We start from the raw sequence: 21,718 nt of genomic DNA on the forward strand, positions 1-21,718 counted from the left end.
CGCCGCCGGCGTTTTAACGATTCGTTCTCTTGGCTCGTGTACATGTGTCCACCTATTTTGATGGACACTATGCTCTTATGAGCGAGCGGCTAGCTCAAGATGCATTTACCGGACGCTTACGATGTCGTGACCAGCCGCTTGCAGGCGGTAGTCGGGTGCGCTCTCGTTGTCACCCTTGTCGTTGGGAACCAGCTTGACCTTGACGTTGAGCGTCAAGGTGCGAAGCGTGCCGGTAAAGCCGTCTTTCTATGCGGTGAAGGTGCCGATGTTAGCCATGATGATTTCTCCTTTCGGGTTGAACAAGGTCGCGCCAGTGCGTCCTTGTTGTGATCCGCCCGGCGGGGGATGGGCTGGCCGCACCGCGGAGCGGTCGCAACAACGTGGAGAACCTGGAGGCGAAAAGAATTTGTCCCGCAAGGAATGCGCGTAGCGCAGGGGAAATTGTTTTCGCTGGAAGGTTGCGGCCATGAAGCCCAAGGCGCAGCCGCGCCACCGCCAGGATTCACAACAAGACAAGGACGTACAGGCCGCCCCTCCCGAATGGAGACATGACCGACTCGGCATCCCCGCATGACGGCCTCACTGGCTTGCACCCTTACGCGGGCCTGGCCAAGCCTTGACGACAAGGCCAGAGCACCCCAGCTGCAACTCGCGGTCACATGCTTGAGGCGAGGCATGGAAGTTCCATGCAGAGGCCGGGCGGTGTGTCGGTGAACCGTCCTTCTTGACGAACAGGCAACGAACCGCCCAGCGTCGAGGATGACACGCTATCGCACAACCTGCCGCAGCAAACTGGGACGTAGCCTCACAAGCCCCGCCCATTGCGACGGGGCGCAGAGTTCACTGCAAGCGGAGCGCGCAGCGCCGTCAGGCGCGAAGGCGTGAGGGATTGAAGCCGAATGGCCGTGACGACAAAGACGGCACGGGGCGCAGCCCGAAAGCCCGGCGGCGCAGTGCGCCGACACGCTTACCTCACCTTACTTTCAGGGCGCACGAAGAGCGACATAGGCCTCACTCCCGTCCGAAGAAAATGAAATTTCATCAATCAGAGCAGCATCTGATCGGGGAGCATCAATGCTTTCAAGTGCAATTTCAGGACTGATGCTCAAAACGTTTCTTGCAATCTCTCTTACACGCGTCGTATCGCCCACGGAAGTGTTGAAGGATTTTTTGTCATGGCGCGTGCCATCAGCGTTCCACGATGCCTGCATGTTCTTCGCACTGGTGTGCTTCTTCTTGGCAATGTGGATGTGGCGTTGCAAAGGAAGCCTCGGATCTTCGGGGTCAACGCGATACATCCAGTCCTTGTACCCCGAGTTCACCCAGATGCTTTCTAGGGCGATTTCCAAGTTGCAGCGGAGAAGAGCATCGGACGATACCAGAACAGAAATCTCCGACGGCTCCGCATCCATCTCCCTCAAAATATCAGCCAATTTCATTTCAAAAATCCCTCTTGAAAGCCCTCGTTGAGCCACATGCAGCAGCTTTGAAACTCGTAGATGGGGTGCTCATCGGGAATTTCAACATCGCCACCAGAGTTTCTGCCAGGGAGCTATCCACTGAACTTACTATTGGTTGCTCGTTGTTCCTTCGTTTCGACAATCCACCACGCGGCAAGGCGTAGCCCGTGCCGAGGGCAGAGGTCGCGGCCATGCGCGAGCGGTTCGTGGTGTCGTGGCTCATGGGGGAATCCTCAACATGAAGCGCCCCGGCCGGAACCGGGGCGCTATTTGCGGTGCAAGGTCACGCGGCCAGTGCCTCGGCCTGCGGCTGCTCATACGCCACGGCGACGACTTCCTCCGGCGCTTCGGCCTCCTTGTCTGCCGTCACTTCTTGCGCGTCCTGCTGCGGGGCTTCGGGACGAAAGATGGCAGGCATCCATCCGGTGCCATCGGCCAGCCGTTCGGCTTCGCTGGCAATGTCGCCTTTCTTCAACTTCGCCAGCCGGGTGACGTGCTCCGGTGCGAACGCGCCCACGGCTTCCAGAATCGCGGCCTTCGGTACATGCTGGAAATAGCCGTCTGCGGTGGGCTTCCACCATGCGGCCATTTCCAAGCCGACAGCCTGCGCCAGTTCCGCGCCCGGTTGCTGCGCCGTAGCGCGGGGCGTCACCACATCGACCGTGGATGCCACGCATACGGCCAGCAGGCGCACCAGTTCATCCTGCGACTTCGCCAGCAGTGCGGCGAACAGTTCGGCGTTGTCCTCCGGCAAGGCTTGACCCGCTGCCTGTTGCAGTTCGCGCAGTGCCACGGCGGCAGGTGATTCCGGCCAGTCCGGGGCCATGCCTTCCAGCCGATCTTGCTGGGTCAGCTTCACGCCCAGCGGCAGATCGTGGCCGTAGTAGCTGCCTTGCAAGACAGCCTGCACCATGCCATGCACCAGCGCGGCCAGCGCCACCTGCGGATGCCGGGCCACTTCGATTTGCAGCGCGGCGGTACGGTGGGCACTCAACCGCTGCGCCAGTCGGTCGGACATAGCGGCGGGCTTGGGGGTATCGTCGACTTTCTCGCCGGTGTCGTCGTTTCCGGCTTCGCCCTCACTGCCGAAATCTTGCCGCAGCCGTTCAAGCGTGCGCAGTGCCTTGGCCTCGGCTTCGCGCAGCAGGCCACGATGAATCACGGCCTCGCCGTTGCGGTCGATGGTGACGATGGCACCGGCGGCAGCTTTGACGGCTTCCCCGTAGTCCTGCAAGCCATCTTCCAGCGCCTGCAACTGTTCGCCCAGGTGTTCGCCTTTCTCCTGCAAAGCGTCGGCCTTTTCTTCATCGTCGGCGTCCAAGGCTGCATCCACGGCCTCGGCCAGCGCCTGCATCTTGGTTTGCAGCTTCTCGATGCGTTGGGCTTCGCGCTTGTTCGGGCTGCGGCGATGCCTCGGGGCGCGCTGGAAGGCGTGCAGGTCGGCATGGGTCGTGCCGGGGGTGGCATCCACCCATGCCCAGCCTTCGGCCTTCACCTCGGCGGCAAGGCTGGCCAGCTTGTCCTGCGCCATCCGCTCCAGCAGCGTGGCATCGGTCAGATACACGCCACTATCGGCTTCTGCAAACAGATCGCGGCGTGTGCCACCGCCTGCGGCCTCGTAGGTGTCCAGTCCGACGAAGCGCACCAGCGGGTGCCGGTGGGCGTCAATCTCGCGCTCGGTCAGGCGGTCGCGCAGGTTGTGCGGGCTGCGCTGCCATGTGGGCGCATCGTAGAACGCGGCTTCCTGTGCGGTGTGGTCGTCGGTGATGGCAAGGGCCATCAACTGGTCAAGGCTCACGGCCTCGGCCCGGTAGTCGGCCAGTAGGCGCGGCGACACGTTGGCGAGTTTCAAGCGGCGCTGCACCACCAGCGGCGTGACGCTGAAATCGGCGGCAATGTCCTCGATGGGTCGGCCTTCGGCCACAAGCGCGGCGAATGCCTCGAACTGGTCAGCGGGATGCATGGCTTCGCGCTGTACGTTCTCGGTCAGGCTGGCGGTGCGGGCGGTGCCATCGGCCACCAGCAGGCAAGGGACGTCCCATTCCTTGCTGATGCGGCGCTTCTTCGCCAGCAGCTTGAGGGCGGCAAGGCGACGGCCTCCGGCCACGACTTCGTAACGCTCGCCGTCAGCGGTCGCGGTCACGATCAGGTTTTGCAGCAGGCCGACACGCTGGATGCTGGCGGCGAGTTCGGGAATCGACATGCGCGGGGTCTTGCGCACGTTGCGGCCCGTGGGACGCGATACCAGCCGCGACAGCGGCACCAGAATCAGGTTCTTGCTCGGGTCGGCGGCTTCCAGTAGCACGGCAGGCGCGGCACTGGCTGCGGTGTGATTGATGGCGTTCATGGTGAAAACTCCTTGCGATGATGGAATGCAGCAGCGAATGACGCGGCAAGGGTGGCTGCCTGCCCCTGCCGCGCAGGGAAATCAGGCTTTCAACTGGCGCAGGCCATCAGCCAGCAGCCACAGGGCGCGATTGAGGCGAATATCGGAATCAATGCCCTGCACCGGTCGGGTCTGCTGGCGGCGTCCGTTGGCGCTGCGCCCATGCAATCCGCCTTTGGTCAGGTTCTCTTGGGTGCGGTTGAACACGCTCCACAAGTCCGGGCGGCGGTCGTCGAAGCGGCGCGGCATCAGAATCTGCGACTCGGTGATAGGTGCGGGCTTGTCCGGGTCGTCGTACTTGAGCGACAGGGCGGCGCGGGCGAACACTTCGGCTTCGCCTTCATCCAGCGTGATGGCCTGCATGGATTCGCGCGATTCCAGCGCACGGTCAAAACCGTGCAGCACCTGATAGGCACCCTCGATCACTTGTCCGGCCACGTCCCCCTTGTGCGGCACGCGCACATCGGCCACGGTGTCCCCGCACACCAGCCCATTGCTGCATACGAAACGAAACATGCCGGCCAGCATCTGGTAGCTGCTGGTGCCATCGTGCGAGTTCAGCAGGATGATTTCGTTGGCTTCGCCTCGGGCATTGATCTGGCTGGCATGGCGCAGCCGGATCATGTGCTTGGTGTAGTCGCGCCGGTCTTCGTGGCGGGTGCGGGTCTGCGTCACCATGAAGGGCTGAAACCCTTCCTTGCGCAGTTCGGTCAGCACCGTGGCGGTGGGGATATAGGCGTAACGCTGGGAGCGGCTTTCGTGGGGCGCTTCCGCAAAGATGGACGGGGCCACACGGTGAATCTGGTCATCGGACAGCGGGGAATCGCTGCGCAGTACCGGGGAACGGGAAGCAAAACGGGATGCAAGCATGGTCTTTCTCCTGACGAAAAGGGTTTGCTGTTCAAGCCGCACACCGGATTCCTAGATTCGGAGCCCAGCCTTTCGGCTGTTCGGTGCGGTTGGCACGAAGAACCCGGTTGGCCCTGTTGCCACCGTCTTTCCTGAGTTCATCGCCCGCGACGGTCAGGAGCCCACGGACGTGGGCCGTCAAGGAGAAAAGCGTCAGGTAGGTGCGGCCCGCAGGCACAGCCGAGGACACGGCCTGGCGCGCCTTGATGGCACGCGGCCACGGGCTACAGTCGCGAGCAAGGTGATGGAGTCAGGAGAGACGGCTGGACATGGCAACGGCCGCCACGATGTGCAAACCGCACGCAAGCGAAGCGCGCAGGCCCGAAGCTGGAAGCCGGGCCGTAGGCGTCAGGGATGTGGAAGGCTGGCCAATGCCAGTCCCGTCAGGGATGAGCGAACAGCGAACCTGGAGCAGCGCGGTCCGTGAAACGGAGACGCAAGCATGTGTTTCGTTTATTATCTATTTGTGCTATGGACTTCTTTCGGCCATAAGCAGTAGCTCTTCTGCCAGCAAGCCGAATGGCAAAAGAACTTTTTTCGTGGAAGCTGCCAAATTGATCAGGTCAGCACATTGACCAAATCCGCCTCCGTTTCTGGCCAGGATCAGGCTGGCAAGTGGAACAGGATGTTATTGAGTCAAGAACAGCAGTTCGGACCGACAGGATGATAGAAAGTCAAGGGATGCTGGGGGAAGAATTGGATACAGAAAATGGATCGCCAGGTAGAAACCCTCTTGCCGCAGCACAGAGGGAAAGAGCTGGTGCGCAAACATTCGAAAAGTACGAGTACCAGTACCACTGGGCTCTCTGCCGAATTCTTGGTGCTCATGAAAACTCGGATGATTACGTTGTCTTTATCGAGCTTCATGAGGACGTAGTATTGGCGACTTCGACCGATGAATCTCTCGCGCGGTTTGAATTCAATCAGATCAAAAACGTCAATGCTACACCTTGGAATCAGAAGAAATTGACTTCGATCCCAAAGTCCACTACCAAAAAAAATTCAAATTCAATTCTTGGAAAAATGCTCCAAGGGATTCGAAAAAAGCCCTTTTTCGAAAAGCTGAACTCGCTCGATTTGGTCGCGACCTGTGGCTTTAAGCTACCTCCTAAAACCGATGGCTTGAAGCTCTCAATTATTTCAATCGGTGATCTTCATGATGAGTGTCTGAAAGACATCCAGGCTGCAATCGACAAAGAGCTTGGCTCCTACCCTATTCCCAGAACCTTAAGGTTCATCACACCTGATCTAGCCACCACCGGATTTCAGGATGTAGCTATTGGCCGAATTTCCAAACTTGTCAACATTAAAGCTCCCGGAGCCATGTATGACTCATCAACGATTTATCGAGTATTAATTGATGACTTGCATCGCAAGGGAACTGTAGCCTTTGATTTTACTGATTGGAAAAATCTTATAAAGAACAAAGGAACCACTCATGGCGATGTTGAGCGGGTTATATCGTCCTATACGGAGAAGAAGGGGCTCGAGGCATTCGAGAAAGACTTGGACGATATTCTCAAGGATCTTGAACTGAAATCGAATAAGCGGATTCAGGTACGCAGAGCGTTTGAACGCTATCACAACGCCGTGCGCCTGGAGCGTTCATTGATTGCCATTGACAACCAACAAGCAGTTAAGAATGCGGTTGAACACAACTTTGAAGTATTCGAAAAACAAGGCGTGATGGATTTTATGAATCTGACACTTGAAATTTTGCCAGAGGCAACCAAAAAGAATCTGGTGAACTTGGAGTCAATCCAAGCAGCCATCATTTACGAACTATTGAGCAAGTGTCATGAAAAATGAGCCGACTATCGACAACTTCAAACTGCTGATCAGAAATCTTAGGACAAAGCGGCATGGAAAACTTAGTATTCAAACGACTAGTAGTGGCGTCCGATACCCTAAAATCCGGAAATCAGTTCGAGTTCAAACCTCGCTTCAACTTGATAACGGCGAACGACAATAGCGTTGGGAAATCGACTCTAGCGAAGTTGCTTTTTTGGGCTCTAGGTGGAGACCCTGTCTTAGATGTTACGTGGACGGGGTTTGACGTTCGATGCCTGGTTGACTTCAGTGTCGGCAATCAGACTTATCAGGCGGGGAGATACGGGAACATCATGTTCCTTCGTCGCCCAAATGGAGAATGGGAAAAATTTCCCAAAATCACAGGCGCATACTCGGATGCCTTTGCTGAGATCGTAGGCTTCGAGGCTCTATTGCCGAGCCGGAGCGACTCAACCAAACTCGAAACACCGCCTCCTGCTTTCTACTTTCTGCCTTTCTACGTAGATCAGCAGCGCAGTTGGTCCCACGCATGGAACGGCTTTACCAATCTTGAGCAATACGCGAAATGGCAGAAGACCATCATCGAATACCACACAGGCTATTTACGGCCTGAATTTTTCACGTTCGAAGAGAAGATTGCTGCTCAGAACCTTGAGAAAAAAACTGCAGAAGGTGAAGTTAGAAAGATTGAGACAGCTATTGATGTAGTCAAAACATACGTACCTCAATCCAGAAAAATGGTCACCCTATCAAAAGGTGAGTTCGACATCCTCGCCTCCGAGGTCTCTGACGACATCGCAAAATTGCAGGCTAAGCAAGAGGATCTGCTTGGGACGATTGCCGAACTTCAAACGGAACGTGTCTATTTACAAGGCCAACTTGATCTGGCAGCGATTGCATCTTCTGAACTTGATAAGGATTACACCTTCTCTGTCGAGTGTATTGAAGGTGAGTCTCTTCTTTGCCCGTTGTGTGGAACCATGCACGACAATTCGTCACCGAGTCGAGCCTCCATTCTCGCCGACAAAGACGAGGCTGAAAGGCAAGTAATGCAAATCAACGGGAAGATCGAGCGGCTGAATAAAGAGTTGGCTAACTCTCAGAAAAGGCTTGAGAGTACGCGCACCGAAATTGATGAGATAAACAGCAAATACAAATCGCTTGAGCCCTCGAGCATGCCTGAAAATCAGGAAAATGCTTCCGAAGCATCATTTCTAGACAGCATAGCATCTCGTGCAGTTCAAAAACATGTACAGCGGACGATGGAGACAAAAACAGCTTTAATACGTTCCATAAATTCTACGAATAGAAGCTTGAGGGCCGAACAGAAAAAACTACTGACCAAGGAACAGCGGGAGGATCTGAACGCTGCATTCAAAAACTCTTTGACCTCTTACCTACAGGAGCTGAATGCGCAAGGCGTTAATCTGGCACCTGTCGAATCCCCCCTAGATTACAAGAAAATCCATGGAAGCGGAGGCGCAGCGGAAAGCACCCGTGGCATCTTGGCTTACTACATGTCCGTTATCCGGCAGGCACACAAAGCAGAAAATGAGGCTTTTTCGGCTATTGTGATCGACACTCCGAATCAGCAGGAACAAGCTGACTTCAACTACGAAAAAATTCTCCAATTCTTGACGGGTGCAGTACCTTCAAACGCACAGCTGATTTTATGCGCCATGAATCGCGACGAAATCAAGGACTACAAACGTGAGGCGCATGTGATCGAACTGGACGAACAGAAAATCCTCAAAGAGACGAATTACACGGAGTGCCGATCTTTGCTTAACTTTGATGGATCAATCACAGGGCCTTCGAATAATTTGCCGAGTTAAATCACTCATATTTATATTTACAAAATTTATCCGGACGCAGCAGCATAATAATTCTGCAGAGTGGAAGTTTTAAAAAATAACTTTAGCCGGTCTGCTGTTCATGAATGCATGCGCTGAACGTGAACTGTAATCATAGATGCGCTGTTTTGTCATTTCGAAGATTCACGGCCTCTACGGGGTATTGGCAGCGGAATTCTTGATCTGAGCGCTCTCAAAAAGGATGATGAAGATGCGAATAGCCAACTTGAGGATCGAGAATTTTAGGGGTGTAAGAAGCGGTTTTATTCAGTTTGGAAAACATCCTGTTCTTGTCGGAGACAATAACTCAGGCAAGACTACCCTGATCGAAGCTTTGACTCTCGTGCTTGGCAGGGATCGTCTTATTCGCGAGCTGAGCGAGCATGACTTCTTCGGGTCCAATCCACAAGCAGCCGATAGGATCAAAGTCGTCGCAACAGTCACAGGTTTTACCGGCGACGACCCAGAACAGAGTAGCCAATGGTTTCGTGATGAAAGAGCAGTAGTGAAATGGCTTGACGAGACGTCAGGCCAAGTGCATCCCGTGCGCAACAGCCCGGAATGGAAACTATGCTGTCAGCTCGGCGTTCAAGCACGCTTCGACCATGACACCCTAGCCGTGGAGACTGTACGCTACTTTTATGACCACGATGAACCTATAGATCCGTTTGCTGATGAGGCTCCGGCCCCTGTTCCAGGCAAGCTCATTCAAGAACTGAGTTTCTATCTGGTACGTGCGAGCCGGACGTGGGACAAAGTCTTCTCGTGGGGGAACGAGCTCTTCAAACGCACAGTGCTTGCAGCTGCGGCTCAGCCCGCAGCTGCGTTGCTGGCCGAGCGGGACCGTCTGCGAGAACCGGCGCAACCTATCGACGCCGACCCGGGCATTCAACCGCTGATTCAGAACTTGAATACCGAGCTTGCGCTCTCATTCCCAAATGCTCCAAAAGTTCAGTTGAGGCTTACTAACACAGACAGTCGGTCTGTGATGGAAGCAGTTTCAGCCCACTTTGCAGGCACTGATGGCTTCAGTATTCCTGCAGGCAGACAGGGCAGCGGGCTGGTTTCCATGCAGGGTCTGCTACTACTGCTCGAGCTGGGTCGTGCTCGTGCTGCAAGCGGTGGTGAATTCCTGATGGCATTGGAGGAACCCGAAGTCCATCTACCGCCATCTGCGCAGCAACGGTTGGTTCAGAGGGTTCAAGCTCTCTCCACTCAGACATTCGTCACGACCCATTCACCTCTTGTTGCTAGCATGGCCGATCCGACCTCTGTGCTGATCTTGAAGAAGCATGACGGCGTACTTTCAGCCGAACCGTTCCTAGCGAGCCCACTTACTGCCGCGGCGCCAAACTGGAAGCGCAAGTTCTTCCAGCACAGCAGAATTGACGTACTGAGTGCGCTGATGCAGCCGGCACTCCTCGTTCCAGAAGGCCGTGCCGATTTTCAGTTGATGCGTTGCATCCTCCGGCCGTTGACGATGACTGAAGGCTGGGTCGAAACAATGACTCGCCCCTTCGGCATCGAAGTCGGCGTGGTCCCAACGGAAGACGCAAATGTCATTGAGACCCACAGGCTGATGAGGCGCATCCACAAACGTGTGTGTTGTCTCGTCGATGGTGATGCCGCAGGTCTGGAATACGCAGATCAACTGCGGCTGGAGGCCGAGCCGCCCAGCTCGATCATCCGCTGGAACGATGGCGCAATGATCGAAGATGTCATCGGGTGGATTCTCAATGCGGATGAGCACGCAGTGGTTGCCAAGCTCGCGGAGATATCCCCTCAGCCTCCAAATTCGAGCGCGGATGTCGTGGCCTATTTGAAGACAAAGAAGATGGACGTCATCGCCTATGAAAGTCTCGCGGAAGCCATTTCTACGACGCCAGCATGCAGGGAGCGGGCCGCAGATCTCTTAAGCGGTCTGGCCTGTGCCTGTGCCGGCGATAACGCTACGCAGCGCTTTGTTCGCGGAGACCATGGTGTGTGGGTGTTTCATCCATGACGGTTCGCGCGTTCACCGGCGGTGCTGGTTGTGGAAAGACCCACATGCTCATGGCATCGCTGTCAGCGCATCTGGAGGGAGCGCCTCTCCAAAGCGAGCAGAAAGTCCTGGCTCTCACCTTCATGCATGGATCTCGCAGGCGCTTGGAAGAGCGCCTTGGGTTGCTTCAGAATCTGAGGGGAAAGACCGAGTGCACGACCATCGACAGCTTCGCATGGCGTCTGTTCCGACGTTGGCGTTCGCTCGCTTCAGCCCTCGGTTTTGTGAACATCCAACCGAGTGAGTACGAGCGCATATGCGAGGCCGCGAGTGCACTCGCACAGGTCAGAGATGTCCAAGGCTGGGTGGCTTCGACGTTTCCTATCCTTGTCCTGGATGAGGCTCAGGACATGACAGCGCACCGCCTAGGCATGGTGGCAGGCTTGGCCAACAGGTTGGAGGTCTTCGTTGCTGCCGACGAGTTTCAATGCCTGAGCGAGGAGCTACGCCCCAACCCTGCCTGCGCTTGGCTGGCCCAGGTATGCGCCCCTCAGGAGCTTTTACAGCCTCGTCGGACAAACGTTGATGAGCTACTCAATGCAGCCAGAGCAATTCGCGCCGGTGAGGCGCCCAAGTCGGAGAAGTTCTTCCTCGTTGCGCAGACCTCCACTGCGCCGTTGGCTGGCGCATGGATCAACTCCAATTTGAACTGGTATGGCGGAGGCAAGAGCGTCGCCATTATCACCCCGACCCTTGGAACGTTTGCCAAAGGCGCTTTGGCCTGGGCTGCTGCCAACAAGACCAAGAAAGGCGCAGGCCCGTATGAAGTCGCATGGGAGCAGTCAGAGGCTAAAGCCGCAAGCGAGTACCTCGCCGCGATCAAACTTGCGGACCGGACCGACGCTCCCTCCATCAACGCCGTCCTCGCGGCGGCTGGTGACGCCAGAACAGCCAGGGATGTGTTCGAATGGCTAGAGACTCAACGTCGGACCCGGGCAAAGCTGGAGTTCTCAAAGGATGAGATCGTGAAGTCGATTGAGCAGTCCTTTTCCCAGCGCCGCCAATCTCGCAGAAACGAGGTGCGTGGGTGGAAAGGGATGACAGTTCATGGCGCCAAGAACCGAGAGTTCGACAACGTCATAGTTTTGTGGCCAGCGGCGGTTGGTGGTAGCGACGACCAGAAGAGACGTTTGCTTTATAACGCAGTGACGCGTGCGAAGGAACGATGTGTTGTTCTTGTGCAGGCATCCGCCCATATGAACCGGCCTCCTTTCGCATGAAGCGCTGAATTGCCCAAAGGGGTCAGAGTTACTTCGGCATCTGGGTCAGTTTTACATCGGCGTTAACAGGTAGGATTGGGTCAAACGGATTTATTAAAATAAAAAAAAGGGGCCGAAGCCCCTAGACTCAGATCAGCCCTCGCTCTGCAAATGAAGTTGCTGCCTGTCCGGCCACGATGACATGATCCAGCGTGCGCACCTCCACCAGTCCCAGCGCATCCTTGAGCCGCTGCGTCAGCAGCTTATCGGCCTGCGACGGCTCAGGATTCCCGCTCGGATGGTTGTGCGAGAGGATGACAGCCGCCGCATTGAGCCGCAGGGCTTCCTTGACCACTTCACGCGGATACACCGATGCACTGTCGATGGTGCCGTGGAACATCTCCCGGTACTCGATCAGCCGATGGCGCGTATCCAGAAACAGCACCGCAAAGACCTCATGCTCAAAGCCTGTCAGCTTGTTGCGCAGGTACTCCTTGACCAGCGCCGGGGACGTGAACTCAGCACCACGCTGCATCTTCAGCTCGATGGCCTGACGTGCCGCTTCAAGAATTTGATCCACCGACGCCGGCAAGTAGCGCCCTTGGGCGTCACGCACCAGCAAAGCGTCATCGAACGAGGAAAAGGACAGTTGCGACATGATCGTGCTCCGGTTGCTCGGGCGGAATTGCCCGGAACCGTGGCCAGCACGGCGCAGCGCAAGCAGTCAGGGATCGAAGACGGCCGACAGGCCGCAAGCGTGCAAGCACGCGCAGTCATTGACGGCGAGAACGCCGTGATACGGTGAAGGGAACAGCAAGACCGCCTACACCCCTCCCAGCCACACACCCGCCGTTGGCAAGTGCGCAGCACGCGCAGGCTCAGATCAACGATCCAGGCCGGAGGCGTCAGGGATCAGCGCCGAATGGCTGTGATTTGGCACGAAATACGGGGCGCAGCCCGCGAGCCCGGCGGCGGAACGTCGGGACGCACAACTACTGCTTTTCGTCCTTGAGGGACAGCGTTCCGCGAGATTCGAGCAGACGCCGCGTGTTCTCCAGCTCTTTTTGCAGCAACTCGGCATCCGGCAGCACCGTCCGGTAGTTTGCCGCCATCACCTTGGTTGGCAAGCCATCCAACGCATACCGCGCCAGGGCATGACCCTTGTCCGCGCACAGGATCAGGCCCACCGGAGGATTCTCGTCCGGGTAAGCCCAATGCTCCTTGGCATAGTTGCAGTACATGTGCATCTGCCCCACATCGGCATGGGTCAGGCTGCCCAACTTGAGGTCGATGATGACCAGGCAGCGCAGCTTGCGATGAAAGAACAGCAGATCGACCCGATACCAGGTCTGGTCGATGCGCAAGCGACGTTGCCGCCCGACGAAGGTGAAGCCTTCCCCGAGTTCCAGCAGGAAGTCTTCCAGACGCTGGATTAATGCCGCTTCCAGGTCGGATTCCGAATACTCGTCCTTGAGGTCAAGGAACTCCAGCACATACGGATCTTTGATAGCGTCAGTGGGAGTGACGGTATCCTCGGGCTTGGCCACCGAACCCTTGACCAGCATCGCCGCCTTGTCTTTGGATAGGGCCGTGCGCTCGTAGAACTGGCTGCCGATCTGTCGGTCGAGCTGGCGCACGCTCCAGCCACCGCGCAGTGCTTCGGTCTCGTAGAACTGGCGTGCATGGTCATCTTTGACCGACAGCAGCCGGACATAGGCTGACCACGGCAAGGCGAAGGCCTGGGCCAGTTCGGAGAGGTCGAATTTCCGAGACACCGTCTCGGAATTCTCGATGGGCAGCCCTCCACCAGATTTCCGAGACAGTGTCTCGGAAATTGTCTCAAGGGGGTAAGCGGCGAAGAAGCGTCGCATGTTCTCCAGGTTGTCCGGGCTGAACCCGCGCCCAAATCGCGCCGTCAGGTCAGCGGACAACCGCGCCATCAACTGCTCGCCGTAACCAGCTCGCCGCCTGCCTTTCTGCTCGGCTTCGACGATCCGGCGGCCAATCTCCCAATAGCTGGCCGTCATCAGCGCATTGACGCTGCGCGCCGCTGCCTGACGCGCGGCATCCAGCAGCTCCACGATGCCGCCGTGGATGCCGGCATAGCCAGCCGGTAAGGCAGCGGGTTTCCGCGTTGCCACAGGCATCTTCCTTGTCATGCTGTCACCTCCATAGAGCGGGATGCTCCGGTAATCGCCAGCCGCCGATTCGCCACCAGTTCGGCCGCATCCCGCACCGGCTTGTCCTCGGTATGAACATAGTGCATAAACATCGCCACGGTCTTGTGGCCTGTGAGCTTCATGCCCACCTTGGTCGGCACGCCCGAGTTGGCAATGTCGGTCGTCGCCCGGTGACGGATGCCATGCGTGCCAACGTGGGGCACGCCAGCGGCCTTGAGCACGCGCGTCCAGCCGCCGTAGTGCTCACCGTGGGTCATGTGCCGGGTGGGATCGTTCGGCGACGGCAGGACATAGGGGCAGCCTTCCCGACGCGGCGCGGTGGACAGCAGCCGATAGGCTTCCTCGCTCATGGGCTTGGAAATGCCGCCGGTCTTGCTGTCAGGCCAGACGACGCGGCGCTTTTCCAGATCAACCCATGCCCATTCGAGCGGGCAGATTTCGGAGCGCCGGGCGGCGAACTCGAATTGCAGGCGAATCGCCAGCGGGATGACGTAGTTCTCCAGTCCCTCGGCTTCCAGATGCTCCAGGTGACGGAAGATCCGCACCAGCTCGTCATCGACGATGAGCCGGGTTTCCTTGCCGGGTGGGTACATCGGGACGTGGCGGCACGGATTGGTGCCGTCAGGGCGCAGCCCCCACACTTCGGCCAGGTTGAACATCTTGCGCAGCACGCCGAAGGTGCGGTTGGCCTCGGCCTGCTTGTAGGCCAGCTTCTTCATCAGCGTGGCCACGTCCGGGCGCTTCACGTCCTGCACCTTCATCCGGCCCATGATCGGGATGATGCAGCGGTCAATGACGCCCTGATAGCCGCGCTGCGTGCTGGGCTTGTTGCGCTGCTTGGAGTAGTCCTCCATGAAGGTGTGGCAAAACTCCTTCATGGTCGGTGCCTTGCGGGCAGCGCTCTTGGCCGCGCTGGGATCGCCACCCTTGCGCACCTCGGCCAGCCATTCCTGCGCCATCGTGCGCGCCTGATCGACCGTAAGTTCGCCGTACTGGCCCAGCGCTGGCTTGCGGCGCTCGCCGGCATTCGTGCGGTACTGGAGCATGAACACCTTGCGGCCCGCCGGGGTGATCTTGCACAGGAAGCCAGGCACCAAGGTATCCCGCAGTTCGATGGCCTTGTCTTGGGGTTGTGCCGCATCGACTGCGGACTTGGTGAGCTTGATCTTCGCCATGATGACTCCTCGGAAAGCCCGGTTTCCAAGAGCCGCATGGGAGCCACGCGAGGGGAAGCCGGGTCAAGTTTCGGAAAGCACCGGCATATGTTGAACTCGCCTAAGTGATTGATAAACCTGCTGTATCGAGCCTTGGCGTAGTCCAGCGAAATGCGATGCTGGAGTCATCGTGAAACAAAAAAAACCCCGGCCCATGCGTGAGCATGGCAAACCGGGGTTTTGACATTTGGCTGACCGCTCCCGGTCAGCCCGGAATATTATTTATATACCGTTTTGCTGCCATCTTTATGCCACTGGAAAACGTCGAACTTGAAATCGTTCAGGTCGCCTTGTTTGTTCCAGGAGATTTCGCCGATAGGCGTCTTGATCGAGTTGGCATGCAAGTACTCTGCCACTTTGATCGGATCGTCTTCACCGGCACCCGTAATGCCATCGGCAATCGCTTGTGTTGCCGAGAATGCCGTCAACTGGAATGCGCCGCTTGGATCACGGTCTTTGTCCTTGAAGGCTTTAACGATGCCGGCATTGGATGCATCCTGGGTGAAGTCGGCCGGCAAGGTAAGCAGCATGCCTTCGACCGATCCACCCGCAATGGCATTGATGTCTGGGTTGCCAACGCCTTCCGGACCCATGAATTGCGTCTTCAGGCCTTGTTCGGCGCCCTGTCGCAGCAGCAGGCCCATTTCGGGATGATAGCCGCCATAATAGACAAAATCGGCACCGCTGGACTTGAGCTTGGTAATGACAGCGGAATAATCGCTATCACCGGCATTAATGCCCTCGAACATCACGACATCCACACCGGCCTTTTTCAGCTCGTCGCGAACGGAGCTGGCAATACCCTGACCATAAGACTGTTTGTCATGCAGAACAGCAACCTTCTGGGGCTTGATTTTTTCGATGATGAATTTCGCCGCGGCCGGGCCTTGCTGATCGTCGCGACCGATGGTGCGGAAGATGGTTTCGTAGTTTTTGCCGTCGGTGACGGCGGGCGCGGTGGCCGAAGGCGTGACCATGACGACGCCTTCATTATTGTAGATATCGGTGGCGGCAATGGTGGCGCCTGAGCAGACATGCCCCACCACGTAATGGATTTCATCATTGACAACGCGGTTGGCCACCACGGGGCCTTGCTTGGGCTCGCAGCCGTCGTCGATGGTAATGGCTTCGAGCTGCTTGCCCAGCACACCCCCCTTTGCGTTAATCATTTCAATGGCGGTATCCACGCCCTCTTTCACCATGGCGCCGTACTGCGTCACTGGCCCGGTGAATGGACCGGCAACAGCGATTCTGATGGTGTCGGCGGCGAGCGCGCCACCCGACATGAGCATCCCCGCAATCAGGCCGACAGCGGCCGCAGCGGGAGTAAAACGAAGTTTCATATAGCCTCCTGAAAGTACGCAGCAAAGCATACACTGAAAGCCCCTTTCCGGCGTGAAAAATCAGGGTTTTCTCTAGCCGCTTTACGGATCTCTGCCAGCCTGCAATACAGGCTTATGGCGCCATCATGCAAAACACCCCTGACGTGCAAGTAACGCAAGGGGTGTCGAAGGGACAGTCTGCGGCGTGCGCTTTTCGACGCCGAGCCGGTTTACTGCAGCAAGCTGCGCAACATCCAGGCGTTTTTCTCATGGATGTCCAGGCGCTGGGTCAGCAAGTCGGCGGTGGGTTGGTCGTTGACGGAATCGGCCTTCTTGAGGGCCGAGCGCGCTGTCTTGGCGACTGCTTCGTTGCCCTTGACCAGGAGTTGAATCATGGTTTCGGCCGTAGGAACATCTTCCGGCTCCGAAATCGAGGACAGCTTGGCGTACTGCGCATAGGTGCCAGGCGCATAGTGGCCCAGCGCGCGAATGCGTTCCGCAATGCCGTCGAGCGCTTCCCATTCTTCGGTGTACTGGGTCATGAACATGTTGTGCAGCGTATTGAACAGCGGCCCGGTGACATTCCAGTGAAAATTGTGCGTCATCAGGTACAGGGTATAGGAGTCGGCCAGCATTTTGGAAAGTTCGGTGGCGACTGCGGCTCTGTCTTTATCTGAAATGCCGATGTCAATCGCCATGCCTTTGTCACTCATGGGAGCAATTTTGTTGCTTTCGATTTTGCGTGCTCTTGCCATTCTAATTCTCCAAAAAACACTAAAGGGTAATGGTCAATGTCAGAATACCACGCGGTCGTTTCGCGCCGCTGGCGTAGGCTGATGATAATTCTTAATGGTGTCGATAGCTATCATGCAACATGATCATGCCGGCTGCTCAAGCGTCTCGGGCAAGGCGGTGAGATAGTTCACGCCAGGCAAATCGCACGCATGCACTGCCTTGATCAAGGCATCGATAGCCGTAGGGCGCGGAAAGCTTTTTCGGCTCGCCAGCACCACGCGCCGATCTGGCACCGGCTTCTTGAACGGGATGTAAGTCAGCAGATGGTTCTCGATGCCAGGCATGGACAAAGAGCTGGCCGGAAGTACGGTGACGCCCAGTCCCGCAGCGACCATGTGCCGGATGGTTTCAAGCGATGAACCTTCAAAGGTGCGCTGTATGCCTTCGCTGGACGCGGAGAAACGCGAAAGCTCCGGGCACACCTCCAGTACCTGATCCCGGAAGCAGTGGCCGGTGCCCAGCAACAGCATGGTTTCATCTTTAAGCCGCTCTGCGTCGATGTGTTTCCTGTCTGCCCAGGGGTGGTGCTTGGGCACCGCCACCACGAAAGGCTCGTCGTACAGCGGATGTATCATCAAGCCCGCGTCGGGCAGCGGGAGCGCCACAATGGCACAGTCAATTTCGCCCTGGCGCAACAGCTCGAGCAGCCGAGTCGTGAAGTTCTCCTGGAGCAGCAGAGGCATTTGAGGCGTGGCCATGATTTGCGTGGGCACCAGGCGTGGAAGCAGATAGGGCCCTATGGTGTGAATCACGCCCACACGCAAGGGGCCTGCCAGCGGATCATGCCCCTGGCGAGCGATTTCGCGCAGATTGGCGCCCTCTTCCAGTACACGCTGCGCCTGCGCCACGACGCGCAAACCAATGGGCGTGATGCCGACTTCGGTGCCTCCGCGCTCGAAAAGCACGACGCCCAGTTCGTCTTCCAGCTTGCGTATGGCCACCGACAGCGTGGGCTGACTGACAAAACATGCCTCGGCCGCGCGACCGAAGTGTCTTTCTCTCGCCACAGCGACGATGTACTTCAATTCCGTAAGCGTCATAGATAGTCTCGCTATAAGCTGTTCCGTACAGGGTTTCCTCAACTGCGCAGGAAATCCTGGCGGTCGCGCATCCATCTGCGCAAGTGTGCCCGGGCATGCTCAGGAAAGCAGTCCCGCATTACCGCCACGGCTTCCTGCGCCTGGACGACCAGGCGAGTGTCGGTTTCGATGCTGGCAAAACGCAGCAGTTCCTGGCCGGACTGCCTTACCCCCAGAAACTCGCCAGGGCCTCTCAGGTCGAGATCGCGACGCGCGATCTCGAAGCCGTCGGTGGTTTCGTACATGGCCCGCAGCCGCTGGCGGGCAATGGCGCTCAGTGGCGCCTGATACATCAGCACGCAAATGGACTGCGCACTGCCACGCCCCACCCTTCCGCGCAACTGGTGCAGTTGTGCCAGGCCAAATCGCTCGGCGTGCTCGATAATCATCAAGGACGCGTTGGGAACATCGACGCCTACCTCGATAACAGTCGTGGCGACCAGCAAGTCGACGTGTCCATCACGAAACCCCTGCATCACTTGCTGTTTGTCAGCGGCTGCCATCTTGCCGTGAATCAGGGCGATGCGCAGATCGGGCAAGGCCTGGACAAGCCGCGCGTGCGTATCGACTGCTGTTTGAAGCTGCAAAACCTCGCTTTCCTCTACCAGGGGGCAGACCCAGTACGCCTGGCGGCCCTGCCTGACTTCGGCGGTAACGCTGCCCAGTACCTCGTCGCGGCGCGTGTCGGCGATCAGCTTGGTCAGAACGGGGCTGCGGCCCGGCGGGAGCTCATCGATGGCCGAGACGTCAAGATCGGCAAAGAATGTCATGGCCAGCGTGCGGGGAATGGGTGTCGCGCTCATATTGAGCTGGTGAGGGATGAGCGCGAGCACGCCCTCATGCGCCTCACCCTTGCGGCTGAGCTGCAGGCGTTGGCCGACTCCGAACCGATGCTGTTCGTCCAGGATGGCAAGCCCCAGATTGTCGAATGCCACCTTGTCCTGAATAAGCGCCTGTGTTCCCACGACCAGTTGCGCCTCGCCCGACTCAATGGCTGCCATGGCCTGCCTGCGTGATTTGACCGATAGGCTGCCCGTCAGCCACGCCACGTTCACGCCCAGCGGCTGCAGCCATGAAGCCAGCTTGCGGAAATGCTGTTCGGCCAGGATTTCCGTAGGCGCCATGAGCGCGACCTGACTGCCGGCAGAGATCGCCTGCGCGGCAGCAAAGGCGGCCACCACGGTTTTGCCGCTGCCCACATCGCCTTGCAGCAATCGATGCATGGGAAAATTGCGACACAAATCACTGGAGATTTCCTGGATCACCCGTTCTTGCGCATCCGTCAGGCGAAACGGCAGGCTGGCGCGCAGTCTTTTCAGCAATACGCCGTTGGGCGGGAGCTCACGGGCTTTTTGGCGCCGCCGGGCAGCACGGGCCGCCGCAAGCGACAACTGCTGGGCCAGCAGCTCATCGAACTTGATACGCTCCCAGGCAGGATGGCCGCGCTCGACAAGCTCTGCGTAGGACACCTGAGCCGGAGGATGATGGAGCATCCGGATGGCCTGGGCAAAAGGCAGCAATTGATACTGCTGGCGAACTTCTTCCGGCAACGTATCCGAGAGATCCGCGGTTTGCAATGCTTGATCAATGGCTTTGCGCAAGCTGGCCTGCGTAAGCCCATCGGTTGTCGGATAAACAGGCGTCAGCGCCTGCGGTAAATCCCCCCCTGCACGGCTGACCTTGGGGTGCACCATCTCGTGTCCGCCAAATCCGTTGCGCACTTCGCCACGCACCCTGAGCCGGTTGCCTTCGCTCAACTGTTTTTGCTGGCTGGGATAAAAATTGAGCCAGCGCAATGCTAACTGGCCCGAGTCGTCTTGCAGGACGGCGTGCAATTGTCGCCGTGGCCTGTATTGCACCTCGCTGCGCACGACCTCGCCTTCGACCTGTGCTGTCATGCCAGGGGCCAGGGACAGGATAGGCACGAGGCGGGTCTCGTCTTCGTAGCGCAAGGGTAAATGCACGACAAAATCGGAAGGATCACGCAAGCCCAGGCGCTCCAGCTTGCGCTGCAGGAGCGAGGTGGCGGGTTGGCCAAGTGGGAGCCTGGCGCCAGTGGCCCGGGATGCGCTCACCCTGGTTGCCTGCGTTTAGACGACGATAACCGCTTCCACTTCGAATTGGGCGCCCTTGGGAAGACTTGCAACGCCTATTGTGGAACGGGCTGGATATGGCTGGGGAATGATGTCTGCCATGATTGCATTGGCGCTGGCAAACTTGCTGAGATCCGTCAGGAACAGGGTAAGCTTTACGATGCTGTCCAGCGTCCCGCCTGCTGCCTCGATAACGGCCTGCATGTTGGCGAACGACTGGCGCACCTGGCCTTCGAAGTTCTCGGAAACCAGATCTCCTGTGCCCGGCTCAAGGCCGATCTGGCCAGACAGATAAACGGTTTTTCCGCCCTTGACCGCAACGGCCTGTGAATAAGGGCCAACAGCTGCAGGAGCCGTATCCGTGTGGATGATTTCTTTGCTCATTAAAACGCCTCAAGGAAAAAAGGATTAGTGCGACTATTGGAGTTTAATGCTCTATAGCTAAAACTAAAAGCCTATTTTACTGTGAAAGGCGTTTCAACAATGCTTGCGGCCTGTTTTTCACAAGCAGATTATTTTTCGACAAATGCGCGTTCGACAACATAATCCCCAGGCTGCCCGACGCCCGGCGACACAACAAATCCGCGTTTATCCAGCATGGCGCCGATGTCGGCCAGCATGGCGGGACTGCCGCACAGCATGGCGCGGTCAAGCGCCGGATCGAGCAATGGGAGGCCAGTATCCTCGAATACCTTGCCAGTTTCGATGACGTGCGTAATACGCCCTTCGTTGCGGAAAGGCTCGCGCGTAACGGTGGGGTAATAGATCAGCTTATCGCGGACGATATCGCCGAAGTACTCGTTGTCGGGCAACTCGTTCTGGATGAAATCAGAATAGGCAAGCTCGCTCTTGAAACGCACGCCATGCATCAGGACGACGTTATCGAAACGCTCGTAGACGTCAGGATCCTTGATGATGCTCATGAAGGGCGCCAGACCCGTGCCCGTGGCGAACAGATAGAGGTTTCTGCCCGGCTTGAGATCATCGACCACCAATGTGCCGACCGGTTTGCGGCTGACCAGGATGGAATCGCCTTCCTTGAGATGCTGCAGACGGGACGTAAGCGGCCCATTGGGAACCTTGATGCTCAGAAACTCGAGCTTGTCTTCGTAATTGGCGCTGGCGATGCTGTAGGCGCGCATCAGCGGCTTGCCTTCCACCTCGATGCCGATCATCACAAAATGGCCGTTGTGGAAACGCAGGGCCGGATCACGGGTTGTGGTGAAGGAAAACAAGGAATCGTTCCAGTGACGAACGCTGAGAACCTGCTCGGTATTGAAAGCTGCCATATCAATTCTAAAAAATGCAATGCCGCTATGCGGGTGAAAACATACACAGTGCTTTTTGCCTTGAGTTCCAGGCATGGAGCGGGCGGCAAAATGCCGCAGGCCCCGCC

Annotated in this window: 17 protein-coding genes and 1 pseudogene; 5 read left to right on the plus strand and 13 right to left on the minus strand. The window is 57.6% G+C overall.

What is annotated here, in order from left to right; all coding sequences use genetic code 11:
- Positions 1–120: 120 nt before the first annotated feature.
- From ERE07_RS19960 to ERE07_RS19990, 4 genes and pseudogenes are all read right to left on the minus strand, one after another.
- Positions 121–276: pseudogene (locus ERE07_RS19960) on the minus strand (DUF736 domain-containing protein); the annotation flags it as partial.
- A gap of 707 nt (positions 277–983) precedes the next feature.
- On the minus strand, positions 984–1,439 hold the full coding sequence (locus ERE07_RS19980; protein ID WP_130010802.1) for a DUF6367 family protein: 456 nt from the start codon (positions 1,437–1,439) through the stop codon (positions 984–986).
- Positions 1,440–1,743: 304 nt separating this feature from the next.
- A complete protein-coding gene (locus ERE07_RS19985) occupies positions 1,744–3,807 on the minus strand; it encodes a ParB/RepB/Spo0J family partition protein (RefSeq protein WP_130010803.1) in 2,064 nt (687 codons plus the stop codon).
- A gap of 81 nt (positions 3,808–3,888) precedes the next feature.
- On the minus strand, positions 3,889–4,716 hold the full coding sequence (locus ERE07_RS19990; RefSeq protein WP_022960621.1) for a DUF932 domain-containing protein: 828 nt from the start codon (positions 4,714–4,716) through the stop codon (positions 3,889–3,891).
- A gap of 702 nt (positions 4,717–5,418) precedes the next feature.
- Here ERE07_RS19990 and ERE07_RS19995 point away from each other — a divergent pair.
- The 4 genes from ERE07_RS19995 (at position 5,419) to ERE07_RS22090 (ending at position 11,660) form a co-directional block, all read left to right on the plus strand.
- Complete coding sequence (locus ERE07_RS19995; RefSeq protein WP_209021202.1) at positions 5,419–6,564, plus strand: DUF4297 domain-containing protein; 1,146 nt, start codon at positions 5,419–5,421, stop codon at positions 6,562–6,564.
- 53 nt (positions 6,565–6,617) lie between these two features.
- Positions 6,618–8,381: a coiled-coil domain-containing protein gene (locus tag ERE07_RS20000; RefSeq protein ID WP_019436909.1), complete on the plus strand. Its 1,764-nt coding sequence runs from the start codon at positions 6,618–6,620 to the stop codon at positions 8,379–8,381.
- A 229-nt stretch (positions 8,382–8,610) separates the two neighbouring features.
- The gene (locus ERE07_RS20005) at positions 8,611–10,401 is read left to right on the plus strand and encodes an ATP-dependent nuclease (RefSeq protein ID WP_033946832.1); all 1,791 of its coding nucleotides are present in this window, start codon (positions 8,611–8,613) and stop codon (positions 10,399–10,401) included.
- Positions 10,398–11,660: an ATP-binding domain-containing protein gene (locus tag ERE07_RS22090; RefSeq protein ID WP_023081476.1), complete on the plus strand. Its 1,263-nt coding sequence runs from the start codon at positions 10,398–10,400 to the stop codon at positions 11,658–11,660. The genes ERE07_RS20005 and ERE07_RS22090 overlap by 4 nt, the downstream gene beginning before the upstream one ends.
- Before the next feature lie 127 nt (positions 11,661–11,787).
- Here the strand turns inward: ERE07_RS22090 and radC are convergent, their stop codons facing one another.
- Positions 11,788–12,297, minus strand: a complete 510-nt coding sequence (radC, locus tag ERE07_RS20015) for a RadC family protein (RefSeq protein ID WP_019436912.1) — start codon at positions 12,295–12,297, stop codon at positions 11,788–11,790.
- Between radC and ERE07_RS21745 the strand changes: the two genes are divergently transcribed.
- The gene (locus ERE07_RS21745; protein WP_167671024.1) at positions 12,289–12,444 is read left to right on the plus strand and encodes a hypothetical protein; all 156 of its coding nucleotides are present in this window, start codon (positions 12,289–12,291) and stop codon (positions 12,442–12,444) included. The two genes, radC and ERE07_RS21745, sit on opposite strands and share 9 nt — an antisense overlap.
- Before the next feature lie 187 nt (positions 12,445–12,631).
- On the opposite strand, the gene ERE07_RS20020 is transcribed toward ERE07_RS21745, so the two are convergent.
- The 8 genes from ERE07_RS20020 to ERE07_RS20055 form a co-directional block, all read right to left on the minus strand.
- Positions 12,632–13,798 (minus strand): PDDEXK nuclease domain-containing protein, encoded by a 1,167-nt coding sequence (locus ERE07_RS20020; protein ID WP_023081477.1) that lies wholly within the window; start codon positions 13,796–13,798, stop codon positions 12,632–12,634.
- Positions 13,795–14,994, minus strand: a complete 1,200-nt coding sequence (locus ERE07_RS20025) for a tyrosine-type recombinase/integrase (RefSeq protein ID WP_130010804.1) — start codon at positions 14,992–14,994, stop codon at positions 13,795–13,797. Before ERE07_RS20025 ends, ERE07_RS20020 begins: the two co-directional genes overlap by 4 nt.
- 257 nt (positions 14,995–15,251) lie before the next feature.
- On the minus strand, positions 15,252–16,376 hold the full coding sequence (locus ERE07_RS20030) for a branched-chain amino acid ABC transporter substrate-binding protein (protein WP_130010805.1): 1,125 nt from the start codon (positions 16,374–16,376) through the stop codon (positions 15,252–15,254).
- 209 nt (positions 16,377–16,585) lie between these two features.
- Entirely contained in the window at positions 16,586–17,068 is a 483-nt protein-coding gene (locus tag ERE07_RS20035; RefSeq protein ID WP_130010854.1) for a Dps family protein, read from the minus strand.
- A 165-nt stretch (positions 17,069–17,233) separates the two neighbouring features.
- Positions 17,234–18,190: a LysR substrate-binding domain-containing protein gene (locus tag ERE07_RS20040; RefSeq protein ID WP_130010806.1), complete on the minus strand. Its 957-nt coding sequence runs from the start codon at positions 18,188–18,190 to the stop codon at positions 17,234–17,236.
- Between the two features lie 38 nt (positions 18,191–18,228).
- A complete protein-coding gene (gene recG, locus ERE07_RS20045) occupies positions 18,229–20,304 on the minus strand; it encodes an ATP-dependent DNA helicase RecG (RefSeq protein WP_130010807.1) in 2,076 nt (691 codons plus the stop codon).
- 15 nt (positions 20,305–20,319) lie between these two features.
- Complete coding sequence (locus tag ERE07_RS20050) at positions 20,320–20,706, minus strand: Rid family detoxifying hydrolase (RefSeq protein WP_130010808.1); 387 nt, start codon at positions 20,704–20,706, stop codon at positions 20,320–20,322.
- 128 nt (positions 20,707–20,834) lie between these two features.
- Complete coding sequence (locus ERE07_RS20055; protein ID WP_130010809.1) at positions 20,835–21,611, minus strand: ferredoxin--NADP reductase; 777 nt, start codon at positions 21,609–21,611, stop codon at positions 20,835–20,837.
- Positions 21,612–21,718 lie beyond the last annotated feature (107 nt).

Source organism: Allopusillimonas ginsengisoli (assembly GCF_004153455.1).
In the GTDB taxonomy this organism is placed as follows: Bacteria; Pseudomonadota; Gammaproteobacteria; order Burkholderiales; family Burkholderiaceae_B; genus Allopusillimonas; species Allopusillimonas ginsengisoli.

What these genes read in the sequence shown, in the direction of transcription:
- ERE07_RS19980 (WP_130010802.1), bottom strand. Translation starts at nt 1,439, where the DNA reads ATGAAATTGGCTGATATTTTGAGGGAGATGGATGCGGAGCCGTCGGAG.
- ERE07_RS19985 (WP_130010803.1), bottom strand. Translation starts at nt 3,807, where the DNA reads ATGAACGCCATCAATCACACCGCAGCCAGTGCCGCGCCTGCCGTGCTA.
- ERE07_RS19990 (WP_022960621.1), bottom strand. Translation starts at nt 4,716, where the DNA reads ATGCTTGCATCCCGTTTTGCTTCCCGTTCCCCGGTACTGCGCAGCGAT.
- ERE07_RS19995 (WP_209021202.1), top strand. Translation starts at nt 5,419, where the DNA reads ATGATAGAAAGTCAAGGGATGCTGGGGGAAGAATTGGATACAGAAAAT.
- ERE07_RS20000 (WP_019436909.1), top strand. Translation starts at nt 6,618, where the DNA reads ATGGAAAACTTAGTATTCAAACGACTAGTAGTGGCGTCCGATACCCTA.
- ERE07_RS20005 (WP_033946832.1), top strand. Translation starts at nt 8,611, where the DNA reads ATGCGAATAGCCAACTTGAGGATCGAGAATTTTAGGGGTGTAAGAAGC.
- ERE07_RS22090 (WP_023081476.1), top strand. Translation starts at nt 10,398, where the DNA reads ATGACGGTTCGCGCGTTCACCGGCGGTGCTGGTTGTGGAAAGACCCAC.
- radC (WP_019436912.1), bottom strand. Translation starts at nt 12,297, where the DNA reads ATGTCGCAACTGTCCTTTTCCTCGTTCGATGACGCTTTGCTGGTGCGT.
- ERE07_RS20020 (WP_023081477.1), bottom strand. Translation starts at nt 13,798, where the DNA reads ATGACAAGGAAGATGCCTGTGGCAACGCGGAAACCCGCTGCCTTACCG.
- ERE07_RS20025 (WP_130010804.1), bottom strand. Translation starts at nt 14,994, where the DNA reads ATGGCGAAGATCAAGCTCACCAAGTCCGCAGTCGATGCGGCACAACCC.
- ERE07_RS20030 (WP_130010805.1), bottom strand. Translation starts at nt 16,376, where the DNA reads ATGAAACTTCGTTTTACTCCCGCTGCGGCCGCTGTCGGCCTGATTGCG.
- ERE07_RS20035 (WP_130010854.1), bottom strand. Translation starts at nt 17,068, where the DNA reads ATGAGTGACAAAGGCATGGCGATTGACATCGGCATTTCAGATAAAGAC.
- ERE07_RS20040 (WP_130010806.1), bottom strand. Translation starts at nt 18,190, where the DNA reads ATGACGCTTACGGAATTGAAGTACATCGTCGCTGTGGCGAGAGAAAGA.
- ERE07_RS20050 (WP_130010808.1), bottom strand. Translation starts at nt 20,706, where the DNA reads ATGAGCAAAGAAATCATCCACACGGATACGGCTCCTGCAGCTGTTGGC.
- ERE07_RS20055 (WP_130010809.1), bottom strand. Translation starts at nt 21,611, where the DNA reads ATGGCAGCTTTCAATACCGAGCAGGTTCTCAGCGTTCGTCACTGGAAC.